The following is a 22,416-nucleotide window of genomic DNA, read 5'->3' as shown; positions in this document are numbered from 1 at the left end:
GCACTTGCGTGCGCGCCGAGAGCTGAGCTACCGGCTCGAGCTACTTGAGCAGGTAGGCGCCGATCACGGTCTGCTCGGTGACGTTGCCGGCGGCATCGACGATCTTCGCCTTGAGCGAGACCGCCGAGCCGGCGGGCGTACCGAAGACCGCCTGGTACTTCCCGCTGCCGAGCGGGACCAGCGAGGCGTTCTTCCAGGTCGCGCCGCCGTCACCGGAGACCGCGAGCTCGGCCTTCCGGACCGTCGGCACCGGCTGTCCCGGCTGCCCGACGACCTGGACCGGCAGCGTGGTCACGGTCGGGCGAGCGGCCGTGTTCGTGCCGTCCACGGCCGGCTGGAACCGGACCGCGAGCATCGGCAGCACCTTGTCCGCCGCGGAGGAGGAGAACGACCACGAGTAGTCGATCCGGCTCGAAAGCTTCGAGTATGACGGCCGGGTCAGCGACGTGACGTACTTGTAGTCGGCCTTTTCCGCAGGTAGTTCGTAGTTGTCGAGACGGCCGAACCAGGGGAACTCGAAGCCGATCGGCTCGCCGTTGCGGTACAGCTGGCCGGTGGCCGTGTCCGTCAGCGACTCACCGAAGTGGCCGTCGGCGTCCGAGAGGCCGGGCAGGCTCAGCTTGAGGTGCGCCTGGTCCCGGGTGGCGTGCTCCGGTGCCGGACCGAGCACGGCCGCGTTCAGCCGTTCCCGGTAGCTGCGACCGACCTGATAGGTCCGCGGTACGGTCCGCAGGGTCGTCACCGGGTCGGGGAACGGCCAGCCAGGCATCTCGACGACCTCGTTCAGCTCGGTCTGCCACGTCGTGTCCGCGTCGACGTAGACCGTCCGCCGGGCCGGCAGGTCGTAGTTCAGGATCTCGGCCGCCGAGCCGCTCACGCCCGGGTCCCGGCCGTACACCATCAACGCGGCGGTCCGATCGGACGTCGCGTTGACGCTCTGGTCGATCACCGCGAAGTCGCCTGCCGCCGTCGTCCGGGTGAAGCCGGTCGGATACTTCCCGGGGAAGCTGTCGAGGGTCGAGTAGAGGTACGGCGAGTTCCGGAAACCGTTGCCGGCGGGCTTCGCCCACTGACCGCTGACATGACCGATCAGCACGTCCGCGGGCACGTCCGGACCGAGTTGCGCGGTCCGCAGGTGGTCGAACGACCTCACAAACATGGTCGCGTCGAACGGGCCCCAGCTCATCGTCCGGGTGTACCCCACGGCCGCGACCGCCGCGACCGCGCCGGCCCGCGGCACGGTCACCTTGACCGGCTTGGTGGTCCGGGCGTCCATCACGACCTTGGCGTCCTTGTCCACCACGAGCCGCGGCTGGACGAACTTGAACGTGTCGATTGTCTGGTTGTCCGGCAGCAACACCGACTGATTGCCGTCCAGGATGTACTCGCCCGGCGGCACGCGGACGGTCGCTGTACCGCTCGGGTGCGAGTAGTAGAACTGCGCGCCGGTCTTGACGTTCATCAGTGTCGCCGACGAGCTCGCGGGGACGCCGCCGTCCAGGCCGATCTGCTGCACCGTGACCGAGTAGCGTGGGCCGGCCTCCTTCTCGAGGGCCAGCGGGGTCGACACCGTCGTCCCGTCACCGGTCGCGACGACCTTGCCGGCGTACCTGCCGTCCTGGCCGTCGTGCCGCGTGTCCGAGGTGACGTCGACCGAGCTCGTCCCGCCCGCGGGGACAGTGACCGAGGTGGCGCTGAGCTTGATCGCGCCCTCCGGTGCCGGTCCGCCCGGGCCGGTCAGCGTGGCCGAGAGGTCGAGCGTGACGGCCGCGGTGCCGAGGTTCCGGTAGGTGATCGTCCTGGTCACCGGTACGTCGTCGTCGTGCGGCCAGAGCGCGAGTCCGAACGACACGCTGGCCGGCTCGCTGACCACGGTCTGCTTGATCGCCTGGGCGACGTCGACCCGGCCGCTGCCCTGCTCGAAGAGGCTCTGGCCGTCGATCGACTTCGCCGACGACATCAGCACGGCTTTCAGCTGGGGAGCCTTCCAGTCCGGGTGTGCCTGCGCGAGCAGGGCGGCGGCGCCGGCCACGTGCGGGGTCGCCATCGACGTCCCCGAGAGCTTCAGGTAGTTGTCGCCGACCGGCTCGCCGATGTAGGCGTTCTTCGCCTTGGCCGCGACGATGTCCACACCGGGCGCGGTCACGTCGGGCTTGATCGCGCCGTCGCCGGCCCGCGGGCCGCGACTGGAGAACCAGGCCAGCTGGTCGGACTTGTCGACCGCGCCGACCGTCAGCGCGGCGTCCGCGCTGCCGGGCGAGTTGATCGTGCCTTCGCTCGACCCGTCGTTGCCGGCGGCAATCACGAACAGCGTGCCGGTCTGCGCGGTCAGCCGGTTGACGGCTTCCTCGAGCGGGTCGAGCTCGGGCGTGTCGCTGCCGCCGATGCTGATGCTGACAATCTTGGCCTTGACCTCGGTCGCGGCCCACTCCATCCCGGCCAGCAACGCCGACTCGTAGCAGGACTGGTATTCGCAGACCTTGCCGTCGTAGAGCGTGGCTTCCGGCGCGACGCCCTTGTACCTGCCGTCGGACGCGGCAGCCGTACCTGCGATGGTCGACGCGACGTGGGTGCCGTGGCCGACCATGTCGTCGGGCGTGCTCGCGCTGGTGAAGTTCTTCTCGCCGGCGACCTGGGTGGCGAGGTCGGGGTGGGTGGTGTCGATGCCGCCGTCCAGAACCGCGACCGAGACGCCCTTGCCGGTGTAGCCGGCCTGCCATGCGGCCGGGGCGCCGATCTGCGGGACCGACTGGTCGAGCGTCAGCTTCCGCTTGCCGTCGAGCCAGATCTTGGTGCCGGAGGCGTTCTGCTTCAGGAACGAGCCGGCGTTGGCTTTGGCCACCTTGACCGCCGTACCGTTCACGGACGGCAGTTGGCGGGTCACCGTCGCGGCGGGTACGGTCGCGGCGCGTTTCGCCCGGCCGGTGTACGTCATGACCAGCGGGATCGCGGTGGCCGCCTTGTCGTCGTACCCGGCCTCGATCAGGCCGGTGACGTCGAAGAGCCGGCGATCCAGGCGGCCGCTGGCGAGCTGGCCGGTGACGTCGGCCGGGATGACCTGCAGCCGGCCCTTGGACCGTCGGGTTTCGAAGGGGATGCCGGCCCGGCCGGGACCGGGCTGGATGGACAGGGCGTCGCCGTGCACCAGGACGCGGTCGCCGGTGATCAGCGTGACCTGATGGTCGGTTGGAGCCTTGGGCTTGGGCTTGGCGGGCGCCGTCGCGTGTGCGGGTGCGACGACGATGCTCAGGGAAAGGGCTGCGACCGGCACGAGCGCCAGTCGTCTTCGGGAAACCACGATGAATGTCCTCCTTGGTTGTCCTTCCTCAGAAGGCTCGATACGCGCAGGAGGCGAATGGTTGCGATGTCACTGAACCGGTATTGGACCGGAATTCCCGGAGGTCAGGATTACGAGCGAAGAGCCACTGTGCGTGACAGTTCGCGCACATATTGTCACGGGGGTCTCACTGTTTGTTTGCGGGTGCGTGCAGATGTTCTGAGTGACCTAGCGGTCGACGGAGTGGACGCCGGAGTCTCTGTGGAGGAAGAGACATCGGGCAGACCACTGACGACGTGATCGCGCGAGCACCCACGGCTGGTGGCAACGGTTGGTAGTAACCGCTGCCGCCGCGGGATGCGTGAGCCGGTCGACTACGGAGGTTCCGGACGCGTGCTCGAGACCTATCGCGGCATTCCGCACCTGCTGGACACCTGGATCGTGCTGACCGGGATGGCCGTCCCGATCGCCGTCTCGTCGATCCGCCGGCCGCGTGAGGTGATCCCCAAGATCGCCTCACTGCTGTTGCCGGCCGCCTGCACCCTGATCCTTGCCGCGACGCTCAGCCCGACCGCGCACCGGTTCCCGGCGAGCTGCGGCACGCAGTTGAGCACGACCGGCGGCCTCACCTCGATCCAAGGGCTGCTCAACGTGCTGCTCTTCATCCCGATCGCCGCCCTGCTGGCGCTGGCCAGTGGCCGGCCCGCGGACGCGATCGCCGCCGGGATCGGGATGTCAGCCGCGGTCGAGGCGGTTCAGGCGCTGATCCCGCAGCTCGGCCGTTCCTGCCAGCTGCACGACCTGGTCGCGAACACGTTCGGCGCCTTCATCGGCGTCGGCCTCGCAGCCGCCCTTCAGCTCGTACTGCGAGCAGCAACGCGTCCCGTCCTCAGCACCAATCCCGGGTACTTCGTGGAGCACGGCGCACTGCTCGTGACCCGTGGACGCCCCGTCGCGAGGCACCGCCGGGGCGAACTGGCACCCGCTTTGGCCGAAGTCCGGCCCGTCGCCAGGGCCCGGTGAGGAGATCTGGATGGTTTTCCACAGGTTGTGGATGAACCGGGGGATGAATGGTCATCACCCTGGAGATATCCACAGGCGGCACGCTCAGGGACGCACCTCCAAACCCAGCGAGGTGGTGATCGCGATCGCCTGGGGAAGATCGACGATGGCGTTCTTGAGCTCGACCGTGAGCGGGTCAAGGGTCGACAGGTCGGACCCTCGCAGGTCAGCGCCGGTGAAGTCCGCCCGCTGCATCCAGGCTCCGGACAGGTCCACGTCGCGCAGTACGGCCTTGCCGGCGCGGAGACCGGTGAGGTCTGCCTCGCGGAGCTTCGTGCCGGTCAGTTCGGCTCCGCGCAGGTCGGCTCCGGGGAGCCCCACGAACGACCAGTCGCCGCCCTCGACCTTGAGCAGGTTGTAGGTGCAATCGTCGAACATGCTCCCCATCAGCTTGCACCGCGTGAAGGTGCTGTCGAAGAACGAGCACCGGACGAAGGTGCAGTTCACGAAGGCGGCCTCCAGGTGGACCGACGCGTTGAACCGGACCCCGCGGAACACGCACTCCTCGAAGACGCCGCGCTGGTTGTTCATCTCGGTGAAGTCGGAGTCGATGAACAGCACCCTGGTGTACGTCTGCCCGGACGGGTCGGCGTCGTCCCAGTCGCGAATCGTCGACTCGGTCTTCGGTGCCGCCCGGCCACCTGTGCGTTCTGTCATGACACTCCCATCAGTTAGCCCGCAGTTTGCCTTGTCCCACCGACAGAGGTCGGCCGAACCAGGAGGATGAACGATGTGAGCGGATCAGAGCGAGTGATGGTGTTCGGCGCGGGCGGGTTCCTCGGCGGTGCGATCTGCCGGCTGCTGGAGGAACGCGGCATCGACTACCGCGGGTTCACCCGCAGTACCGGCGATCCGCATCGGCGTTTCGACCTGGCCACCGGGCACTGTTTCGCACTCGACACCCAGTTCGGGCTCTACAAGCCGACGGTGATCGTCAACGCGGCGGCCGCGACCCAGGGCGATGTTCTCGAGCTCACCCGGGGCAACGTCGTCGCCGTCCAGTCGCTGCTCTCCTCGATGAACGGGCACGCGAGCAACGCGCGGTTCATCCAAATCGGCTCGGCCGCGGAGTATGGCGGTGCGCCGCGGGGCACGAGTCAGAACGAGCAGGCCGAGCTGCGGCCGGGCGGGGCGTACGGGTACACCAAGCTGGCCGGCTCCGAGCTCGTACTGCGGGCGCAACGCAACGGCGCCGACGCGATCGTGCTGCGCTCGTTCAACATCACCGGCCCGGGATCGCCGCCGAGCACCCTCTTCGGCCGGGTGCTCCGCCAGCTCGGTACGACCGACACGATCGAGCTGGGATCGCTGGAGGCGTGGCGGGACTACGTCGACGTACGGGATGTCGCGGAGGCGGTGGTCGCGGTCGCGACGGCTGAGGGACACCTGCCGCCGGTGCTCAACGTCGGCTCGGGCAAGGCGACGCTGGCGCGGGACGCGGTCCACCAGTTGGTCGAGCTGAGCGGGACCACGACGAAGATCGTCGAGGGCGAGGTGCACGCCGGCCATGCGGGCTCCCCCGCCGACACGGTCGCCTGGCAACAAGCCGACACCACCCTGATCGGCAAGCACCTCGGCTGGTCCAGCAAGATCCCCCTCGACCAGTCCCTCGCCGACACCTGGACCGCCCGCCCCCGAGAATAGGGCTGTGGATATCCGGTCGGTCTGTGAGCCTGCGCCGGATCGAGTGGGGGTCAACGAGGATCTGGTGATTGCTGGGCCGGACTTCGTTGTGGTGCTGGACGGGGCGACGGCGCCGGCCGGGGTCGAGTCGGGGTGTGTGCACTCGGTGGCTTGGCTGGTTGCGCGGCTGGGGACTCAGCTGGCGATCCCGCTGCTCGGGCGCTCGCGGGCGCCGCTGGCCGAGCTGCTGGCGGACGCGATTCTCGCCGTACGGGCCGAGCATGAGGACACGTGCGATCTGGCGAACCCCGACAGTCCGTCGTCGACCGTGGCGATGGTGCGGATCTCCGACGAGGTGGTCGAACATCTGGTGCTGGCCGATTCGCCGATCGTGCTGCGCGGTCCGGACCGGCGCGTGACGGTGCTCGCCGACAACCGGATCGACCTGCTGCCGGAGTACACGCTCGAGTCCGTACGTCGGTGGCGGAACCAGCCAGGTGGGTTCTGGGTCGCGAGCACCGAACCCAAGGCGGCGTACGAAGCAGTCGCCGGTACTACGGAACGCGCTGCGGTCGAGGTGGTCGCGCTGCTGACCGACGGCGCTTCGCGGTACTCCGAGCGGTACGGGCACTCGTGGGAGGACCTGGTCGAGCTGCTGGAGACGGCCGGGCCGCGAGAACTGATCGACCAGGTCAGGCGGTACGACGGTGATGCGGCTGCCGGGTCGTTCCTGGGCAAGCGGTATGACGACGCGACCGCAGTACTGTGCCGCCTACCGCTGCCACGGTGATCGCTGTGCGTACGACGGGAACTCCGGCCGCGGCGCGTACTGCGGCGGGCCGGGCGGCGGCTGGTCGGTCGGGCGGGACATGCGGGCGTCCTGCCAGGCGTTGGTGCGGTACATCAGCATGACCACGGCCGCCCCGGCTGCGGCGAGCAGCACGGTCGCGATGGTGAAGGCGATGTTCACCGTGAGCGCCAAGCCGACCATGAAGCTCTGCAGGTCGTAGAGGTCCAGGTAGTCGCCGCTCTCGGTGGCCGCCTCGGCGCGGTCGAGGACACGCACGATCCAGACCGCGATGCTGAAGAAGGCGAGGCTGCCGCCGCCGACGATGATCACCCAGAACGCGGTCCAGCACGCCCACCAGGCGTAGAGCAGTGTCTTGACCCGCTTCGGCTCGTCGGTCGGCTCGCTCGCCTGAACGACGTCCTCGACCACCTGCAGCGGATACCAGAACTGGACGATCGGGCAGACCCAACTGCCGATCACCCACCCGGTGTCCAGCCGATGCCGACCGCTGCCCAGACGCTGGCCGCCCTGGTAGGTGACACCGACCGACGGGGTGAGGAGCTCGGTGTTCTCGCGGGCTTTCCACAGCCAAATCAGGAACACGGCTCCGGCGCCGGCGAACGTCATCCACATCAGGTTGAGCAGCGGGCCGCTCCCGGCGATCGACGCCACCGCGCGATCGAGCTCATCATCGGACAGTAGGCCGTAGACGAACCGTTTCACCTCGTCGTACGAGCGCCACATCAGCACGGCCTGGACGGCGGTGAGGATCAGGGTGAGCACCGCGAGGACGAGGAAGGCGGTGGTGACCCGGCGCAGCGGCCGATACCTCCGCACCGGTGGCAGCACCAGCGGAGGCACCGGAAAATACCCGGGCGGCCCCGGATACGGCTGACTCACCTACCCCACCTCCCCACCCAATAAGTTAACCCGCCCGCGGGAGCGTCCCCCAGTTATCCACAAGCAAGAACCAGTGGATCAGACGGAAGCGAAGGCTGCCTGGGCGGCGGGTTGGGCTAGGGCTCGGTCGGTTGGGGAGAGGCCTAGGCGGGTGCGGCGGTCCAGGAGGTCGTCTTCGGTCAGGGCGCCTTCGTGGCGGATGGCGAAGAGGAGTTCGGCGTGGGTTGTGGACAAGCCGGGGGCGATCGGGGCGAGAAGGTGTGGGGGTACGGCGATGACGTCGGTGGCTTCGACGCCGTAGCGGGCTACGAAGCGGGCAGGGGCCTTCACCGCCGCTAGCTGGACGCGATCGGCGGCTCCGACCAAGGGGATGCGGTGGGTCAGGCAGGGCCGTCTGGTTTCGAGGTCGGACTGGGCAAGCGCGGTGTCGAGAGCGTCCTGGGCCATGCGCCGATACGTCGTCAGCTTGCCGCCGACGATGGTGACTATGCCGTCGGGGCTGGTGATCACCGCGTGGCGCCGGGAGATGTCGGCGGTTTTGTCCTGGCCTTTGTGGTGGCCGGTGTCCAGCAGTGGACGGAGGCCCGCGTAGCTGCCGAGGAGGTCGGCCCGGGTCAGCGGCTCTCGGACAGCGGTGTTGATCGTGGCCAGCAGGAAGTCGATCTCGGCGTCGGTCGCGCGCGGCACATCACTGACCGGCCCCGGTGCCTCCTCGTCGGTCAGCCCGACGTAGACCCGGCCGTCGGGCGCCGGGATCGCCATCACCACGCGCCGCAGCTCCGCCGGCACCGGCACGGTCAGTACGGCGGACAGCCCACCGAACGCCGACTGCGGCAAGACCAGATGCGTGCCGCGACTCGGCCGTAACTTGATGCCGGAGGCAACTTGATCGGCCCAGATCCCGGTCGCGTTGATCACGATCCGGGCGTCGAGGTCGAGCCGCCGGCCGGACAGCTGATCGACCAGCACCGCGCCGCGCCCGGTCACCTGTTCGGCCGCGCAGTGCGTGATCACCCGAGCCCCGTACGACGCCGCGGTGCGGGCGATCGCGACGACCAGCCGCGCATCGTCGTACAGCTGCCCGTCCCAGGTGAGGAAGCCGCCGCGAAGACCCTCCGGGCGGACGGTCGGGGCGTACCGCAGTACCTCGGCAGAACTCACGCGACGGGAGTGCGGCAGGTAGTCGTCACTCGTGCGGGCGACCGTGCGGAGAACGTCGCCACCGAGGAAAGCCCCACGCAGCAAAGCCGCCTGCGCTAGACGAGCCTGCGGCAACCACGGCGCCACCTGCGGCACCGGGTGGACGAGATGTGGTGCCGTGGTCTTCATCAGGATGCCGCGCTCGACAGCACTCTCGTACGCGATCCCGACATGCCCGGAGACGAGGTACCGCAGGCCGCCGTGAACGAGCTTCGAGCTCCAGCGACTGGTGCCGAAGGCAAGATCGTGCTTCTCGACCAGCGCCACCGTGAGACCGCGCGCGGCCGCGTCGAGCGCGACTCCGGCGCCGGTCACGCCGCCGCCGATCACCAGGACGTCGACTCGGCCGGTCGTGTCGAGCCAGTCGAGTTCACGGGTCCGCCGCGCAGCGTTGAGGCTCGGGTTGCCCACGGCGATCATGGTCATGGCATCAGATACCTGGTGAGCATCACACGCAGTTCCTCGTCCAGCTCCGGGTACTCCGCCGGCTCGGCCAGCACGGGCCCGGACACCGCGGAGGCGAGCGAGACCAGGATGATCTGCCGGGACAGCCAGTCGGAGTCACCGGCCCGGATCGAGCCGTCCGCCTGGCCCGACTCGATCCCGGCCTTCACCAGCGCGAGGTGCGCGACCGTGCTGCTGCCACGCCGCTCCAGCAGGTACGGCGTGAGGAACTCGGGGTCGAGCTCGATGATCTTGCGCATCAGCGGATGGGTCCGGGTCTTCGCGACCACCTCGACGACACCCTCGACCAGCCGGGACCGGCCGTCGACCGCGTCCGGCTGGAAGGCCGAGACGAGCGCCGTGGTCCACTCGCGCGTCATCAGCGCGGCGACCACTGCCTGCACGTTCGGCCAGCGCCGGTAGAGCGTGGCGCGGGAGACTTCCGCGTGCCGGGCGATGTCGGCCATCGTCATCCGGCGCATCCCGATCGCCAGCAGCAACTCGTACGCCGCGTCGAGGATCCGCTCCTCGCCGATCGCATTGGCCGGCGTCGGCCGGGTCGATCCGGACGTACTGGAGGAGCTGTCGGTTTCGCTGCTACGCTGAGACATCACACGTCAGAGTGTATCAGCGACCCGCCGGAACCCGCACCAACTTTCTCCCGCGGACGCTACCTCCGAACCTCTCAGATGAGGAACCTCCATGACCGAGTCCGACCTCCCGGTGGTCAACCTCACGCCCGGCCGCTGGGGCGATCCCGCGCAAGTGGTCGAGCTGCCCGCCGCCGCGCTGGAGGCGCTCAAGCACCTCGGCGTACGCCGCCCGCCGGCTGCCGTTCTGCCCACGGACCCCGGCGCGGTCGACGATGACATCGCCATCCTGCTGGCCAAGGTGCTCGGTCCCGACCACGTGAAGACCGATCTCGAGACGCGATGGAGCCACACCCGTGGCTACTCGACGCCCGATCTCCTCCGCTACCGCGCCGGCGATACCACCGATATGCCCGCCGCCGTCGTCTACCCCGGCTCGCACGACGAAGTACAAGCGCTGCTGACCGCATGCTCCGAGCGGCGCGTGGCCGTCGTCCCGTACGCCGGTGGCACGTCCGTGGTCGGTGGGCTTGCGCCTCAAAACACCTCCTTCATCGCCGTCGACCTGCGTCGCCTGAATCGATTGGTCGACATCGACGAGGTCTCCCGGACCGCAACGATCGAGGCGGGAGTCCGCGGTACCGCGGCCGAAAAAATGCTCGCCGAGCGCGGCTACACGCTCGGGCACTTCCCCCAGTCCTACGAAGGCGCGAGCATCGGCGGCTATGCGGCGACTCGGTCGAGCGGCCAGTCGTCAGCGGGGTACGGCCGCTTCGACCAGATGGTCGTCGGTCTCACCCTGGCCACCCCGCGCGGAACCATCGAACTCGGCCGCGCCCCGATGTCCGCGGCCGGCCCGGATCTGCGCCAGCTCGTGCTCGGCTCCGAAGGCTCACTCGGCATCATCACCAGCGTCGTCGTCCGGATCCGCCCGCGGCCGGGCGAGCGGTCCTTCGAGGGCTGGCGTTTCGAGTCCTTCGACCACGGCCTGACCGCGATCCGCCGGCTCGCGCAGGACGGCCCGCTGCCGACGGTACTGCGCCTGTCGGACGAAGCCGAGACGGCGATCAACCTCGCCGACCCGAACGTCCTCGGCGGCGGCTCAGGCGGAGCCCTCGCAATCGTCGGCTTCGAAGGCACCCGTACTGCGGTACGCCGCGCCGAGGTCGCCGACGTCCTCACCGCGGCCGGCGGCGAGCCGGTGGGCGAAGGTCCGGGCGAGACCTGGCGGCAAGGCCGCTACCGCGCTCCTTATCTCCGCGACCCTCTGCTCGACGAAGGCGCGCTGGTCGAGACACTCGAGACAGCCGGCTTCTGGTCGAAACTCCCCGGGCTGAAGGCTGCCGTCACCGAGGCCTTGGTCAGTTCGCTTTCGGAGCAAGGAACTCCGCCGATCGTGCTCTGCCACGTGTCGCACGTGTACGAAACCGGCGCCTCGCTCTACTTCACCGTCATCTCCGCCCAGACCGATGACCCGGTAGCCCAATGGCGTAAGGCGAAAACCGAAGCCAGCCGGGCGATCGGGGCGGCCGGCGGCACGATCACCCACCACCACGCCGTCGGCACCGACCACCGCGACGCCTACGAGCAGGAGCTCGGCCCGCTGGCGGTGGAAGCCTTGCAGGCGGTCAAGCAGGTGCTCGACCCGAACAACATCCTCAACCCCGGCATCCTGATTCCCCCCGTCAGCGAAGGGCGATGAGCCCGTCCGAGCCGCGAGCCAGTACGACGTCGCCGACGGCCCGCACCCCCTGGTTGCAGAAAATCTCCTTGGGCACCGAGACCTGGCGATAGCCGGACTCCTCGACCACCTGGAGTTTGCAGGTATCCAGCCGCTTCAGCGTGACCACTCGAGCGTCGGCCGTCACCGCCACCCGCCTGGACACGTCGATCGGGGCGCTACGTTGCCAGCTGACACCACCCGTGCTGGCGTCGATCACCGTGACCACGGTCTGCGTTTTGTCCGACCCCGCAGGGCAGTTCATCAGGACGACCTTGTCACCCGCCTGCTCGACCCGGGTCTTGCAGCTCAAGGCTGACGGGAGCGGCCAGCGCCACTTGAACTCTCCGCTCCGGGCATTCATGCCAACCAGCTCCCGGTCCGACTTCAGCCCGACGACCAAACCGCCGGCCACCAACGGCCTGCCGGCCCATTCCTCAGCCCGGCTCCACAGCTTCTTCCCGGTGCGGAGGTCCAGTGCGGCCAGCTCATCAGCGCCCTTACCGCAACTACGGCGGAGGAACGCGACGGCTGTGTCAGCGGTGGCTACTGCGTTGATGCTGGTGCAGCGTCCGGGCTCGAAGGTCCAGCGATCCTGGCCGTCGGTATCGACGCCGCGCAGCTTGTTCGATCCCTTGCCGACGCGCTCCTCGGTGAGCAGGGGGTCCGCGTTCTGGATGTCGTGATCCCGGGTTCGCCCCGGCCAGGCCGCCTTCCGCTTGCCGGTATCGGCATCCAGCAGGAGGTAGCCGACATCGTCGAAATGCGCGAGCAGGAGTTCGCCGTTGCCGGTGACCGAGAGATCAGGCAGGCCGCTGGCGTCGGAGCGCGTGTAGCGCCACCGCGATTCGCCCGTTGCCGCGTCGAGCATCTCGATCGTCGCGGTTCTGCGGGTGGTCGCGATCCCGTACCGGGTGGACACGGCCCGGCCGAAGCTGTCCGAGTTGTACCCGTTCGACCTGCTGGACCAGGCCACATCGCCAGTCAGTTCCGAACGCACCTCCTGAGCGGCCGGCCCGTTCGGCCCGTCGAGGAACTCGTTGGCGTTCAGCGAGTAGCTGCGCCAGAGCGGCTGGGTGATGAAGACCATCGCCAGCACGACTGCCACCGGTACGACGATCCGCGCCAGCAACTGAGCCCGGTTGCCGATCCGTGCGCCGGCCGCAGCGGACGCAGCCACGGAGGCAGCGCCGGCGGTGATGAGCAGGATCGAGGCGGTGAGCAGCAACGGAGCCCGCTCGCCGATACCGACCGACGGGTTCGTGTCGGGCGCGAGGACCAGGACCGCGACCAGCCCGAGAACTCCGGCGCCGATCACCCCGCCGTCGACGATCCGCGCGGTGCGGCCTTTGCGACGCGAGAAGCGGAGCAGCAGAGGAACAGCCGCGAGGGCGAGGACGGTCAGGACGATGGCGAGCCAGAGCTGGTCCGAGCCGAACTCCGGGATCCGCCAGGGCACCTGGGTGGCCACGAAAGCCAAGACGAACGCGGTGAACGCGCCGAAGCCGGCGAGGGCGACCAGACCGGCCTGCTGCCAACCACGCCAAGGCGCGGGCAGTTGGGCGTCCAGGGTCGCGAATTCCGCGGCGAGGTTCTCTCGCGCGGCGCGGTCGAAATGGTCACGCGCCAGTTGGGTTCGGTAGATCGGTGCGGCCAGGACGTCCCGCAGTACGGCGTGGCGTTCTTTGACGGGAGTGTTCGCGTCGCGGCGTACTTCGGAAGCGTGGTCGGCGTAGTGGTCGGCTGCGAGGGTGGCGTTGACCGCATCGAGGAAGACGTCGGCGTTCGGGTCGCCGGCTGCGGTTGCCGCGTCGCCACCGGTCAGGCGAACGAGTCGGGCGACCTCGGCGATCCGGGCCGAGCTGACGTCGTACGACGGCAGGAGCTCCTCGGCCAGCGCGGCGGAGGCTTCGGCGTCGTCAGCGGACCGGCCGCCGGGTGCGTGGACGGCGCGATGGAACCAGACCGCGAGCCGGACCGCGGTGGGATCGGTGCTCAGTTGGTCGAGCGAGTCGAGCGCGTCGAGGATCGTCTCGAGGTACCGGTCGCGATATGCCGTGCGGTCGCGGTCGGTGTAGCGCGCCGCCAGATCCTCGGCCAGCGGCGCTGCGTCCGGGATGAGCTCATGCCATTGATCCGTCAGCCCCGTCACCCGCCCATCGTGTCAGAGCCGCCGGTGCAGCCGGTCAGCCCAGCAGGCGGGAGAGTTCGACGCGGGAGCGGACCTCCAGCCGGGCGAAGATGTTGCGGAGGTGGTGTTCGACCGTGCGATGGCTGATGAACAGCTGGGCGGCGATCTCCCGGTTGGTGGCGCCCTCGGCGACCAGGTGCGCGATCTGCGACTGCTGTGGGGTCAGTTCGGCGACGGCCTTCGTGCGGCTGGGCTCGATGGTGTCGCCGGAGGCCCGCAGTTCCGCACGGACGAGGCCGACGAAGTGGGCGGAGTCGTACTGCTGGAAGATCCGCAACGCGTCGCGGAGATGCTCGCGGGCTGCCTTCGGACGACGATCGCGGCGCAGCCGGTGGCCGTAGAACAACTCGGTCTTGGCCAGCTCCATCGGGGTACCGCCGGCCCGATGCAACCGGATCGCCTCGCGGAAGTGCTCGTCGGACGCGGGGTCGGCACCGGCGAGCAAGGCGTGTGACCGATGGGCGAGCGCGAGCCTTGCCGGGCTGCCCGTGCCGATCGCCCAGCCCTCGAACTGGCGCAGCACGTTCGCGGCCGCGGCCTGCCTCCCGCAACCCACCGCCGCCTCCACGAAGTGCGGCGCGGTCATCACCTTGATGCCCGGATGCACGCGGCCGGTCTCGACTGCGAGCAACCGCAGCCGGTTGAGCGCGTCGGCGGGACGGTTGTCGACCAGGTCGACACACGCCAGCGTCCAGGAACCGAACGTGCTGGGCCGGCCGAGGCCGCGACGGGTGACGTCAGCAGCGGCGAGACGCACGCGGTGGAGGGCGGTGGCCTTGTCACCCTGCAACGCCGCCGTCAGCGCGAGGATGATCAGGTGGTCGACCACAGTGTTGGGCTGGCCCATCGAGGTCGCCTCGCGGACCCCCTCGAGCGAGGTGTCGACCGCGATCGAGTGCTGGTCGAGCAGGAGCGCCGCCAGCGACTTGTAAACCAGCGCCCACGGCACAAGCGAGGTCAGCCCGGTGTCGCGGGCGGTCACCTCCGCCTGGGAGGCGAGTTCGAGTGAACGGCTGGCCCGACCCAGCACGTACGCCGCCTGGCTCCCCCAGAGTTTCGACCGCGGATCGGTCAGCTCGTTCGCGAGTCGCATGGCTCGACCGAGCGCCGGCCTGGCGGCGAGATGGTTGCCGGCGAAGGTGGCGGCCATGCCCTCGAGGTGATCGAACATCAACTGAGTCACCGGCGGTTCGTCCGGCTGACGCAGTGCGGCCGCGCGTTCGGCGATGGTGGCGTGGACGGTCTGGTCGCCCGCGATGCTGGCGGCCTCTGCCGCGAAGACCAGCGCGGTGACGGCCGCCGTACGGTGTGAGTCGAGCAGCTCGTCGGAAGCCTTGAGCAGGCGGCGGACCGCAGTACCGGGCACGCTGTCGCCGAGTTCGATGCCACCGCGGACGAAGTCGGCCAGTCCCTGCAGCTCAGAACCGCGCAGGTGGACGGCGGCCTCACCGAGGATCACGCGGGATTGTCGCGGCCGCCCGGTCGACCACTGATCGGCCGCGGCTGCGATCAGGTGCGCGGCCTTGGCGTGTGGCGACACCGCCAAGGAAGCGGCTCGCTGAGAAGCCAGCGAAGCGGCCAGATAGTCGCCCGTACGCCGCGCCTGGGCGGCCGCGGCACCCAGTTCACCGGCTCGACTCCCGACCACGTCACGGTTCATCGCGGCTCGATGCCACAGCCAGCGTGCCCTGTGCTGCTCCGGATCGAGGAGTGTGGCGAGGAGTTCGTGAGCCTGACGGAGCTCGACCGACCGGATCTCGGTTCGCAGTACGGAGCGGGTCAGGTGGGTCGACACCTCGACCTGTTGACCGCGCAGCACGAGCAACCCGCTGTCACGGGCTTCCTCCCACGCCGCGCCGTCGAGGTCCGCGCGGACGACGGTGTCGAGTTCCAGATCCTCGTCGGCGATCGCGAGCAGGCTCAGACGTCGGGCATCGGGTGACAGGGCAAGGAAAGTGGCTCGCAGGCGAGCCCGCAGCGCGCTGTCCGGTGGCAGCTCTCCGGTCCTGGCAAGCTCGGTGAGCGCCAAGGGATTGCCGCCCGCGAGATGCAGGACCTCTTCGGCGAAGTCCTCGGACAGGCCCAGCGGGTTGAGATCCGAGAGCAGCTCCATCGCTGCTGGGTCGTCCAACGGACCCAACGGCAGAACGGGGAGACCAGCCAAGAGATCGCGGCCGGATTCAACGGCGAACAGCATGGCGAGTCGGTGGCCGGTGGCGCGCCGGGCGACGAAGGCCAGGGCCTCTAGCGACGGCCGATCCAGCGAACCGGCGTCGTCGACCAGGACGAGTACCGGCTGCTCGGTCGCCAGCTCGACGAGCAGGCGATGGACTTCGGCGTACAGGGTGAAGGCGCTGCTCGGAGTACCGGTGGCCAGTCCTGTTGCCTGGCGCAATGATTCTGGGACGCCGGCCAGTGGTTGGAGCAGCTGGTGCAGTCCTGCTGGTTCCAGGGCGGACTCGGCCGGTACTCCGTTGGCGGTCAGCACGCGGAATCCGGTCGTCGGCACGCTTTGCAGCAGCGAGCTTTTACCGGCGCCGGCGCCACCGGTGATCACCAACGCGGATCCACGCCCGTCGCGAGCAGCATCGAGCACTTCCTGCAGGCTGGCGCGCTCCCGATCCCGTCCGCGGAGTACGACCTCGGCAGCCATACCGACCAGTATCCCTGTCGGCGCCCAGCCAGGAAGGGGGCAATCGGCTGGTGATTGCACCGATGCGGGTGCGGGGCCGGACCCGCAGGATGGCAGCAAGTCGGTAACCAGTCAGGCACTGTGGGTGACCGGCGCATTCCGTCCCGAGCGAAAAGAGTGTGAACGACGTGAAGTTTCGCAGCTTGGCCACGACAGTGACGCTGGCAGCGGCCCTGGTCGGCGCCGCGGTCACGGCTCCCCCGGTCCTCGCCGCCGAAAACCCGTACGAACGCGGGCCCGCTCCGACCACTTCCAGCATCGAGGCCTCCCGCGGCCCGTTCGCGACCGCCACGACCACGGTCCCGTCGACCGTCACCGGGTTCGGCGGCGGCACGATCTACTACCCGACGACCACGTCCGCCGGCACCTTCGGCGCGGTCGCGATCTCGCCGGGCTACACCGGTCGGCAGTCGTCGATCTCCTGGCTCGGCCCGCGGCTGGCTTCGCAGGGCTTCGTGGTGATCACCATCGACACCAACTCGATCTACGACCAGCCCGACAGCCGGGCGACCCAGTTGCTGGCGGCGCTGGACTACCTGACTCAGCGCAGCACGGTCCGAACCCGGATCGATGCCAGCCGGCTGGGTGTGATGGGCCACTCGATGGGCGGCGGCGGGTCCCTGCGGGCGGCCTCTCAGCGACCGGCTCTGCAGGCGGCGATCCCGTTGACGGGGTGGCACACCGACAAGACGTGGGGCGAGGTTCAGGTGCCGACGTTGGTGGTCGGGGCTGACAACGACTCGGTGGCGCCGGTGGCGTCGCACTCCGAGCCGTTCTACACCAGCCTGCCGGCCACCCTGGACAAGGCGTACCTGGAGCTGCGGAACGCGAACCACTTCGCGCCGAACAGCTCGAACACGACGATCGCGAAGTACAGCGTTTCGTGGCTCAAGCGGTTCATCGACAACGACACCCGCTACGAGCAGTTCCTCTGCCCCGCCCCGGCGCCGAACCTGCAGATCGCGGAGTACCGGGACACCTGCCCGCACTCCTGAAAGCTTTGCCGCAGTGCAGGACTCTTGACCTCAAGTCTGCTTGAAGTATGAGAGTGACGGGCATGACCTCTGAATCCCTGACCCGTCCCGTTGCTCTCATCACCGGTGCCTCCGCCGGGCTCGGCCTCGCCCTCGCGAACGGGCTGGCCGAGCGCGGCTGGGCGCTGATCATCGATGCCCGTGCGGCGGATGCCCTCAAGAACGCGGCGGACACACTCGCCGCCCACACCGACGTCGTACCGCTGGCCGGTGACGTCACCGATCCCGAGCACCGGGCCGACCTGGTCGACGCCGTTGGTGAACTCGGGCGGCTCGACCTGCTGGTCAACAACGCCAGCTACCTCGGACCGAGCCCGCTCCAGCGCTTCGCCGCTACCGATCTCGCCGAGCTGCGGCGCGTGTACGAGGTCGACGTGATCGCGCCGATCGCGCTGGCCCAGGCGCTGCTTCCCGAGCTGACCGCTGCCTCCGGGGCAGTGATCAACATCAGCTCTGACGCGGCAGTCGAGGCCTACGAAGGCTGGGGTGGGTACGGCTCGGCCAAGGCTGCACTGGACCACGCCAGCGCAGTACTGGCCGCAGAGCATCCTGGGCTCGCCGTCTACGCGGTTGACCCGGGTGATCTCCGTACTGCGATGCACCAGGCCGCGTTCCCCGGTGAGGACATCTCGGACCGGCCGGAGCCTGCGAGCGTAGTACCGGCGTTCCTGCAGTTGCTGGACAGCCGGCCGGCGAGTGGTCGCTACCGTGCCGCTGAGTTCGCTCCGGCGGTGACCTCGTGAAAGTCCAGCCACAGACCAGGTTCACGCTGCCGGACGAGCTGAACGCTGTCGAACCACCGGAGGCACGCGGGCTCGCTCGCGACCAGGTGAAGCTGCTGGTCGCGGAGGGGTCGACCGTCACGCACACTCGGTTCGACCGGATCGGTGAGTACTTGCGGCCGGGTGACCTGCTGCTGGTCAACACGTCGGGCACGCTGGCTGCCGCAGTCGACGGCTCCTGGATCACGGGCTCAGGCGTCGCTCCGGTGGTCGTGCACTTCTCCACTGCTCTTGACGACGGCAGCTGGGTGGTGGAGCTGCGCAATGGCGGCTCCCCTCTGTTCGATGCCTCAGCAGGTGACCAGGTGGAGTTGCCTGAAGGGGTGCTGACGCTGCTCGAGCCGTATGAGCCGAGTGGCACCCGACTGTGGCGCGCCAAGCCGCCAGTGGCCGACGTGGTCGACTACCTGCGACGCAACGGGCGGCCCATCACCTACAAGTACGTCGGCCAGCAGTGGCCGTTGGCGCTCTACCAGACGGTGTTCGCGAACCAGCCGGGCTCTGCGGAGATGCCTAGTGCCGGCAGGCCGTTCAGCTTCGAGCTGGTGAGTCAGCTGGCGGCGGCCGGCGTACTGATCGCTCCGATCCTGCTGCATTGCGGGGTGTCGTCCCTGGAGAGTCACGAGCCACCCCTGCCCGAGCGGTACGACGTACCGGAGCACACTGCGGGGCTGGTCAACTGGGTGAGGGCCAATGGCGGTCGAGTGATCGCGGTCGGGACGACGGCTGTTCGGGCGATCGAGTCGGCGGCTCAGCCTGATGGCTCAGTGGCCGCGTCGAAGGGGTGGACCGACCTCGTCCTGGGACCCGACCATCCGGCGACTGTAGTGGACGGGCTGATCACCGGCATGCATGCGCCGGAGGCGTCCCATCTGTTGCTGCTCGAATCAGTGGTTGGGGGCGACGTCGTCCAGCATGCCTACGACGCCGCCCTCGAACACTCCTACCTGTGGCACGAGTTCGGTGACGTCAGTCTTTTGCTGCGTCGCTGACCTCGGCGCTCTCCGCTTCGGCCTCCACCGGTTCGACCGGGTCGAAGTCGGCGGGAGTGAGCGCTGCTGGTGGTCCGATCGGCGCCGGGCCGGCTTCGTTCCCGGGCCGGGCCCGTTTGTCGACCGCCCGCGGACTCACCGCGGCCACCGTGTGTTGTTGATGCCCATCATGAATGTCCTTACCTGCACGGTCCCCCGTTGGGACTTCACTTCCTTTGACGAGGCAGGGGTACCCCGCGTCATGCACCGACGCGAAATTGTGGCCTAGGCCCGAACTGGTTCGGTTTTCAACGGCCGACCACCTGACCGGGATGAGACAGCTCGGCGGGGATGAAATCGGTGGGGAACCCGACCTCGAATCCGGTCGCCGACTCGAGCTTGGCGACGGCCTCGACCGGCAGCTCGACCTCGAGTGCAGCGAGGTTGTCGGTCATCTGCTCGACCGAGCTGGCCCCCACCAAAGGAAGGACGGTCCGCGACCGCACCCGGGTCCACGCCAGCGCCACCTGAGGCGGACTCACGCCCAGTTCCTCGGCGACATCCCGTACTGCGGCCAGCACGGCCCGCTCGCGATCGTCCGCTGCTGACTCGACCGGCCGGGCCAGCTTCCCGTGCGCGAGCGGGGCCCAGGCCGTGACGGACATCCCGAAAGCCTCGGCCATCGGGAGCAACTCACGCTCGATGTCCCGCTGCAGAAGGCTGTACGGCACTTGCAGCCCGGCGAAAGGAGTCCAATCCCGGAAGTGGGCCAGCGTGTTCGCCTGCGAGACGATCCAGGCGGGCGCGTCCGAGATCCCGGCGTACAGGATCTTGCCGGCCCGGACGGCGTCGTCGAGTGCGCGCAGCGTCTCCTCGATCGGCGTGTGTGGGTCCCAGCAGTGCACCCAGTAGACGTCGAGGTACTCCGTGCCGAGCCGGCGCAGACTGGCTTCGAGGGCGAGCCGGAGGTTCTTCCGATGGTTGCCGGCGGCATTCACATCGGTGTGGTCCCGGAGCAGCGTGTACTTCGACGCGACCACGAACCGGTCCCGGCGCTCGGCCAGCACCGAGCCGACGATCTGCTCGGTCTGGTAGGCGTCCGCCGTGTCGATGAAGTTGCCCCCGGCCTCGGCGTACGCGTCGATGATCGGCCGGGCCTGGTCCACCGAGCCGAACCGCATGGCGCCGAGGACGAGCTCGGAAACGCGCAGGCCGGTCGGCCCGAACAGGCGGTAGCGCATCAGCGGCCGTACCCGTGCAGGAAGGCATGCACGCCCGTGGTGACGGCCTCGGTGATTTCTTCGGGGGTCATGCGTGCTCCTAGGTAGGACGGATTGGCGCCCGAGATGAGCAGCGAGAAGTGCAGAGCGGCACGCATCGGGTCGTCGACGCGGAGCAGCCCTTCCTCGGCCAATGCGGCCAGGCGATCAGCCAGCGCACGACGTACTGCGAGGGGTCCGGCCTCCTGCCACGCGTCGATCGCCGCTTGCGGGATGTGTCCGGCCTCGGCGTTGACCTGCCGGACCAGCGCGGAGTGCTCGGCGTAGTCCGGCATCGGCGTCCGCCAGGCGATACCGAACTCGGTCAGGTCGGCCTCCAGGTCGGTGATCTTGCGGAAGTATCGATCGACGATCCCCAACTGCGCGGCGGCCACCCGCTGCGCACTGTCCTGGATCACCGCCCTGAACAAGTCGGCCTTGTCCTGGAAGTGGTTGTAGATCGTCCGCGACGAAACCTGAGCCTCCGCCGCGATCACGTCGATACTCGCGCGGGCGTACCCATCCCGCGCGAACACGGTCAAGCCGCCGGAGAGCACTGCCTGTCGCTTGTCCACAAGCCCGAGTCTACAACGACCGTTGTACTAACTACAACGCTCGTTGTACCTTCGGATCATGGCATTCACCGAAGAAGAACTCGCTTACCTGAAGACCCAGCGACTCGCCCGGATCGCCACCGTCGGCCCGGACGGCCAGCCGGACGTCGTACCGGTCGGCTTCGAGTACGACGGCCGCTACTTCTACGTCGGCGGCGTGGATCCACGACGCACGCGCAAAGTGCTCAACGTGCGGGCCGGGCAGGAGAAGGTCGCACTCGTCATCGACGACTTGGTGTCAGTCGATCCCTGGTCCCCGCGCTTCCTGCGGGTGTACGGCACCGCCGAGGTCGTCGAGCGCTCGGGGATGTTCGGTGCCGGTGTCTATCTGCGGATCACCCCGACCACGTCGTGGAGCTGGCACTTGGATGGCCGGCCGCTGTCGCACGAGGACGAGGATTTCGCGCCCCGCCGGACGAAGCACTCAGTTGGCTAGCCAGTTGATCGTGGCGGGGAGCGCCTCGGCCAGCGGCGGGAGGTGGGGGTGCCACTTCAGTTCCCACTCGAGGGAGAGCCAGTAGTCCGTGCCTTGCAGGGTCTGCAGGAGCTCGGCGATCGGGTAGTCGCCGGTGCCGATCGGGACGGGCTGGTAGTCCTGGGTGGAGTCCTCGTCCTTGATCTGGATGAAGTCGATCCAGGGCTTGAGGAGCTCGAAGGCTTCGGCGGGCGTCTCGCCGTGGCTCCAGGTGTGCGCGCTGTCCCAGATCACCTTGGCGTTGTGGTGCGGAACCTCGGCGTCGAGGTGCCGGCAGAGCGCGGCCATCTTTGCGCCGGCCGAGTGCGAGTCGTGGGTCTCCAGCAGGATCCGGGCGTCCGTCGGGGCCGAGGCCACCCGGTCGAGCGCGCGGATCTCGCCGGGCGTCAGCGAGGCGCCGGTCTGCGCCGACGCTTTGCCCGGCTTTGCCGGGTCGTCACCCGGGAACACCCGGACTCCGCGGGCACCGAGATCGGCGGCGAGCTCGAGATGTGCTTCGAGCGGCTGTTCCTCGACCGCGCACAGCCGGACGTAGCTGTTGACCGACAGGATCTCCAGGCCGGCGTCCTCGATCCGGGTCCGCAGCGTCCGGCGCTCGGCGGCGGTCAGGCCGACATGAGTGAACTCGTCGTCTGCGGTCCGTAGCTCCAGGCCCGCGAAGTTGTTGACTTGGGCGAGTTCCAGCACGTGGTCCAACGGGGCGCCAGGACAGCCGAGCGTGGAGAAGCCAAGTCGCGTCATCTCTTGATACTAAAGATGGCCTGATCCCGGGGGGAGGGATCAGGCCATCGC

The 22,416-nt window shown here is 68.8% G+C and carries 19 protein-coding genes; 8 read left to right on the top strand and 11 right to left on the bottom strand.

All coding sequences use genetic code 11. The features are described from left to right. Positions 1–40 precede the first annotated feature (40 nt). Positions 41–3,298, bottom strand: coding sequence for a S8 family serine peptidase (locus tag AB0F51_RS10000; protein ID WP_360276844.1), 3,258 nt, complete (start codon positions 3,296–3,298; stop codon positions 41–43). Between the two features lie 372 nt (positions 3,299–3,670). Between AB0F51_RS10000 and AB0F51_RS09995 the strand changes: the two genes are divergently transcribed. After that, positions 3,671–4,300 carry a VanZ family protein gene (locus AB0F51_RS09995; RefSeq protein WP_360276842.1) on the top strand — a complete coding sequence of 210 codons (630 nt, stop codon included), beginning with the start codon at positions 3,671–3,673 and terminating at the stop codon, positions 4,298–4,300. 84 nt (positions 4,301–4,384) lie between these two features. Here the strand turns inward: AB0F51_RS09995 and AB0F51_RS09990 are convergent, their stop codons facing one another. Beyond that, positions 4,385–4,996 (bottom strand): pentapeptide repeat-containing protein, encoded by a 612-nt coding sequence (locus AB0F51_RS09990; protein WP_360276839.1) that lies wholly within the window; start codon positions 4,994–4,996, stop codon positions 4,385–4,387. 75 nt (positions 4,997–5,071) lie between these two features. Here AB0F51_RS09990 and AB0F51_RS09985 point away from each other — a divergent pair, with 75 nt between their 5' ends. Both AB0F51_RS09985 and AB0F51_RS09980 read left to right on the top strand, forming a co-directional pair. Continuing rightward, on the top strand, positions 5,072–5,983 hold the full coding sequence (locus tag AB0F51_RS09985; RefSeq protein ID WP_360276836.1) for an NAD-dependent epimerase/dehydratase family protein: 912 nt from the start codon (positions 5,072–5,074) through the stop codon (positions 5,981–5,983). 4 nt (positions 5,984–5,987) lie between these two features. Then, positions 5,988–6,752 carry a protein phosphatase 2C domain-containing protein gene (locus AB0F51_RS09980; RefSeq protein ID WP_360276834.1) on the top strand — a complete coding sequence of 255 codons (765 nt, stop codon included), beginning with the start codon at positions 5,988–5,990 and terminating at the stop codon, positions 6,750–6,752. Here AB0F51_RS09980 and AB0F51_RS09975 read toward each other — a convergent pair. From AB0F51_RS09975 to AB0F51_RS09965, 3 genes are all read right to left on the bottom strand, one after another. Beyond that, complete coding sequence (locus tag AB0F51_RS09975; protein WP_360276831.1) at positions 6,735–7,652, bottom strand: DUF4328 domain-containing protein; 918 nt, start codon at positions 7,650–7,652, stop codon at positions 6,735–6,737. The genes AB0F51_RS09980 and AB0F51_RS09975 overlap by 18 nt on opposite strands. 78 nt (positions 7,653–7,730) lie before the next feature. Beyond that, positions 7,731–9,278: a glycerol-3-phosphate dehydrogenase/oxidase gene (locus AB0F51_RS09970; RefSeq protein ID WP_360276829.1), complete on the bottom strand. Its 1,548-nt coding sequence runs from the start codon at positions 9,276–9,278 to the stop codon at positions 7,731–7,733. Next, complete coding sequence (locus AB0F51_RS09965; RefSeq protein WP_360276826.1) at positions 9,275–9,907, bottom strand: helix-turn-helix domain-containing protein; 633 nt, start codon at positions 9,905–9,907, stop codon at positions 9,275–9,277. The genes AB0F51_RS09970 and AB0F51_RS09965 overlap by 4 nt, the downstream gene beginning before the upstream one ends. 91 nt (positions 9,908–9,998) lie before the next feature. On the opposite strand from AB0F51_RS09965, the gene AB0F51_RS09960 reads away from it, so the two are divergent. Continuing rightward, positions 9,999–11,588: an FAD-binding oxidoreductase gene (locus AB0F51_RS09960; protein ID WP_360276823.1), complete on the top strand. Its 1,590-nt coding sequence runs from the start codon at positions 9,999–10,001 to the stop codon at positions 11,586–11,588. Here the strand turns inward: AB0F51_RS09960 and AB0F51_RS09955 are convergent. After that, positions 11,572–13,758 (bottom strand): PQQ-binding-like beta-propeller repeat protein, encoded by a 2,187-nt coding sequence (locus AB0F51_RS09955; RefSeq protein ID WP_360276820.1) that lies wholly within the window; start codon positions 13,756–13,758, stop codon positions 11,572–11,574. The genes AB0F51_RS09960 and AB0F51_RS09955 overlap by 17 nt on opposite strands. A 34-nt stretch (positions 13,759–13,792) precedes the next feature. Then, positions 13,793–16,450, bottom strand: coding sequence for a LuxR family transcriptional regulator (locus AB0F51_RS09950; RefSeq protein WP_360276817.1), 2,658 nt, complete (start codon positions 16,448–16,450; stop codon positions 13,793–13,795). Positions 16,451–16,617: 167 nt separating this feature from the next. On the opposite strand from AB0F51_RS09950, the gene AB0F51_RS09945 reads away from it, so the two are divergent. From AB0F51_RS09945 to AB0F51_RS09935, 3 genes are all read left to right on the top strand, one after another. Further along, on the top strand, positions 16,618–17,484 hold the full coding sequence (locus AB0F51_RS09945; protein ID WP_360276814.1) for a dienelactone hydrolase family protein: 867 nt from the start codon (positions 16,618–16,620) through the stop codon (positions 17,482–17,484). 62 nt (positions 17,485–17,546) lie between these two features. Beyond that, entirely contained in the window at positions 17,547–18,266 is a 720-nt protein-coding gene (locus AB0F51_RS09940; RefSeq protein ID WP_360276811.1) for an SDR family oxidoreductase, read from the top strand. Then, entirely contained in the window at positions 18,263–19,297 is a 1,035-nt protein-coding gene (locus tag AB0F51_RS09935) for an S-adenosylmethionine:tRNA ribosyltransferase-isomerase (protein WP_360276808.1), read from the top strand. Before AB0F51_RS09940 ends, AB0F51_RS09935 begins: the two co-directional genes overlap by 4 nt. Here the strand turns inward: AB0F51_RS09935 and AB0F51_RS09930 are convergent. The 3 genes from AB0F51_RS09930 to AB0F51_RS09920 form a co-directional block, all read right to left on the bottom strand. Continuing rightward, on the bottom strand, positions 19,275–19,436 hold the full coding sequence (locus AB0F51_RS09930; protein WP_360276805.1) for a hypothetical protein: 162 nt from the start codon (positions 19,434–19,436) through the stop codon (positions 19,275–19,277). The genes AB0F51_RS09935 and AB0F51_RS09930 overlap by 23 nt on opposite strands. Before the next feature lie 148 nt (positions 19,437–19,584). Beyond that, a complete protein-coding gene (locus tag AB0F51_RS09925; protein ID WP_360276802.1) occupies positions 19,585–20,517 on the bottom strand; it encodes an aldo/keto reductase in 933 nt (310 codons plus the stop codon). Next, complete coding sequence (locus AB0F51_RS09920) at positions 20,517–21,110, bottom strand: TetR/AcrR family transcriptional regulator (protein WP_360276800.1); 594 nt, start codon at positions 21,108–21,110, stop codon at positions 20,517–20,519. Before AB0F51_RS09920 ends, AB0F51_RS09925 begins: the two co-directional genes overlap by 1 nt. Positions 21,111–21,168: 58 nt before the next feature. Between AB0F51_RS09920 and AB0F51_RS09915 the strand changes: the two genes are divergently transcribed. Beyond that, positions 21,169–21,585 carry a PPOX class F420-dependent oxidoreductase gene (locus tag AB0F51_RS09915; RefSeq protein WP_360276797.1) on the top strand — a complete coding sequence of 139 codons (417 nt, stop codon included), beginning with the start codon at positions 21,169–21,171 and terminating at the stop codon, positions 21,583–21,585. Here the strand turns inward: AB0F51_RS09915 and AB0F51_RS09910 are convergent. Beyond that, complete coding sequence (locus AB0F51_RS09910) at positions 21,574–22,365, bottom strand: sugar phosphate isomerase/epimerase family protein (protein ID WP_360276794.1); 792 nt, start codon at positions 22,363–22,365, stop codon at positions 21,574–21,576. The two genes, AB0F51_RS09915 and AB0F51_RS09910, sit on opposite strands and share 12 nt — an antisense overlap. Positions 22,366–22,416 lie beyond the last annotated feature (51 nt).

The sequence above is a fragment of the Kribbella sp. NPDC023855 genome (assembly GCF_040639475.1).
Taxonomy (GTDB): Bacteria; Actinomycetota; Actinomycetes; order Propionibacteriales; family Kribbellaceae; genus Kribbella.
Note: the sequence above shows the minus strand (reverse complement) of the source record. Positions and strands in the feature narration are given on the sequence as shown.

Bases quoted from the DNA above. Each gene is read 5' to 3' on its own strand.
- AB0F51_RS09990 (WP_360276839.1), bottom strand. From the start codon at position 4,996: ATGACAGAACGCACAGGTGGCCGGGCGGCACCGAAGACCGAGTCGACG.
- AB0F51_RS09970 (WP_360276829.1), bottom strand. From the start codon at position 9,278: ATGACCATGATCGCCGTGGGCAACCCGAGCCTCAACGCTGCGCGGCGG.
- AB0F51_RS09965 (WP_360276826.1), bottom strand. From the start codon at position 9,907: ATGTCTCAGCGTAGCAGCGAAACCGACAGCTCCTCCAGTACGTCCGGA.
- AB0F51_RS09960 (WP_360276823.1), top strand. From the start codon at position 9,999: ATGACCGAGTCCGACCTCCCGGTGGTCAACCTCACGCCCGGCCGCTGG.
- AB0F51_RS09950 (WP_360276817.1), bottom strand. From the start codon at position 16,450: ATGGCTGCCGAGGTCGTACTCCGCGGACGGGATCGGGAGCGCGCCAGC.
- AB0F51_RS09940 (WP_360276811.1), top strand. From the start codon at position 17,547: ATGACCTCTGAATCCCTGACCCGTCCCGTTGCTCTCATCACCGGTGCC.
- AB0F51_RS09925 (WP_360276802.1), bottom strand. From the start codon at position 20,517: ATGCGCTACCGCCTGTTCGGGCCGACCGGCCTGCGCGTTTCCGAGCTC.
- AB0F51_RS09915 (WP_360276797.1), top strand. From the start codon at position 21,169: ATGGCATTCACCGAAGAAGAACTCGCTTACCTGAAGACCCAGCGACTC.
- AB0F51_RS09910 (WP_360276794.1), bottom strand. From the start codon at position 22,365: ATGACGCGACTTGGCTTCTCCACGCTCGGCTGTCCTGGCGCCCCGTTG.